This window comes from Neobacillus drentensis (assembly GCF_036966985.1).
In the GTDB taxonomy this organism is placed as follows: Bacteria; Bacillota; Bacilli; order Bacillales; family Cytobacillaceae; genus Neobacillus; species Neobacillus drentensis_E.
This window is the reverse complement of the sequence record NZ_JBALSN010000594.1, coordinates 1-2,194: the sequence shown is the minus strand read 5'-3', so window position 1 is coordinate 2,194 and position 2,194 is coordinate 1. Positions and strand designations below refer to the sequence as shown.

The 2,194-nt window shown below is 33.8% G+C and carries 3 protein-coding genes; all 3 read right to left on the bottom strand.

The window, feature by feature from the left end:
* Positions 1-413: 413 nt before the first annotated feature.
* Entirely contained in the window at positions 414-752 is a 339-nt protein-coding gene (locus tag V7659_RS28615) for a YmaF family protein (RefSeq protein ID WP_335543445.1), read from the bottom strand.
* A gap of 109 nt (positions 753-861) precedes the next feature.
* The gene (locus V7659_RS28610; RefSeq protein WP_335543444.1) at positions 862-1,569 is read right to left on the bottom strand and encodes a DUF421 domain-containing protein; all 708 of its coding nucleotides are present in this window, start codon (positions 1,567-1,569) and stop codon (positions 862-864) included.
* A gap of 158 nt (positions 1,570-1,727) precedes the next feature.
* Positions 1,728-2,165, bottom strand: coding sequence for a VOC family protein (locus tag V7659_RS28605; RefSeq protein WP_335543443.1), 438 nt, complete (start codon positions 2,163-2,165; stop codon positions 1,728-1,730).
* Positions 2,166-2,194 lie beyond the last annotated feature (29 nt).

The window sequence follows — 2,194 nt, the reverse complement described above, 5'->3', positions numbered from 1 at the left end:
AGATGGATCTTAAACTCTAGCACCCGTTTGTTTAAGTACAATACTTCACATATATAAAGATTTATTTTTCTGAAATTTATTATCAATAAAAAAGGAATAAAATGTGTAAAATTGTAATAATAAATGTCAGCTGTAAAGACTGTATAAAACTAACGCCTACAAAAAAGTAGCAATAAAAAAAATTCCCACACTTTGAATGAGTTTAATCATTTTATCCCCCAACTTTCATTACTATTATATTCCATAAATTGGGTAAGTTACATTTTTAAGTTCAATTTTTATTTGGGTCACATGTTTATTATGTAGGTATATTTGGGTCGCAGGACAATTAAAAAGGATTTGGAACCCAGTCCAAACCCTTCCCTTCATCCTGCTAATTTTCATTATTGATTATCTAGAAGCCCAATGCCAATCTATTTATTTCCTGGAGCCGGCTGATCAACACCTTTAACATGGTGCTTATGTCCATCTTCTTCTGATGTATAAAAATCATAATAGTGGACATGCATTCCATTACCAACAGGTATAGCCGGACCTGAATAAGCTTTATAATGATGGTTATGCCCGTTTTCGAAAACACCAAATCCCTCAGTATAATGAATATGGCTACCATCCTGAGTTTGTATCGGTGGAGACGTAACATCTAAGCACTGATGAACATGCCCAGCCTCCATCGAGGTGTAATCAACGGAACCATGATTATGATGCGGAACAATCCCATTTACAAAATCATCTTTTCCTACCTTAGCCATACCCCCACCCCTTCACTATTAGTTCGCATATAAATTGTAAGTTATCTGCTTTATTATGATATTTACAAAAAATAAGAATATGTTATGCAATAGGGTTATTTAAATTTCATTAATTGCCTTTCCCAGGATTATAGTAGCGAGGATCATTTTTATGATTTTTAATTTCCTTATTATCAATAAATAACGTTCCATTTTCTAAAAAAGTTGCTAACATAATATTCTCTACTTTTTCTCCCTTTTTATCTACCTCATTCATGAGCCACCCTTGGTTTAGTTGTAAATATTTTAAATTATGATAAATGATTTGACCGTCCATTATCAGTGGAATTGGAAGGTATTCTTTTTTTACCTTTAAATTTAAATCATTCGGTTGAACTGGTCTGTATTGCGATTTCGGGATCACACTAATATTTCCTGTTTCTTCCATGGCTGCAAAGGCAATGTTTTGCGTATCGGTATAGCCTTTCACTCGTAAATTGGACAATAATTCGTTCAATGGCATTTTCGCCTTTTTCATTCCTTTTCGATCTATATCCCCGTTACGAATCAGCACAATTGGACGCTCATATAAAAGCCATCTTAATTGATTATGTAAGGATAAACGCAAAATAATTTTATAAAGTATCACAACGATTCCAGCATAGATTAATGACTTCCATACATTACTAGTCTCAACGGGCGTACTGATAATATTTGTAAGGACAAAAATATACAATAAATCAATAGTGTTCATTTGGGATACAGCTTTTTTTCCAGTAATCCTTAAAAACAAATATCCCGCAACAAAAATTATGAACGTACGATATAATGTTTCCAAAACAGCTTCACCCCTCAAGGGTTCTTCCCTTTTTGTTAGTATTCTAAGTTTTATGTGGGATTATAACGATTTCGTTCCATTATCAAAAAACACCAGTAAAAAAGGCATTGTTGCAAGAAAGTAACAAAGAGTCGTACTTTCATTTTAATTAACATTACTTATTTGATTTTCTCAGCCAACTCCAAAATAATTCCCTCTGGACCACGAACGTAGCATAATTTATAACTTTCTTCATATTGCTGTATCTCACTAAAGATTTCCGTACCCTTCTTTTTCAATTTGGCAACAACAGCTTCAATATCTTCAATAGTAAATGCAATATGTCGGATACCCAGTGTATTTGCAAAGGGTTGCTGAATATCTTTTTCATCTGACGGCGAATAAAATTTGATTAGCTCTATCCATGTCTGACCGTCTGGCGTTCCCAATCCTACACACGCTACTTTAACGTCATTAAGCCCAACTGCATATCCCATCAACTCTCCTTCCATTTTCCATTCACCTTTCACCTTAAGTCCAAAATCGAGAAAAAACTTTTTAGTGGCAGAGAGATCATTTACGATTACACCCACATGATCTATTCTTTGGATCTTCAAATTTCATACCTCCTATGTTCCTGTTATTT

Bases quoted from the DNA above. Each gene is read 5' to 3' on its own strand.
- V7659_RS28615 (WP_335543445.1), bottom strand. From the start codon at position 752: ATGGCTAAGGTAGGAAAAGATGATTTTGTAAATGGGATTGTTCCGCAT.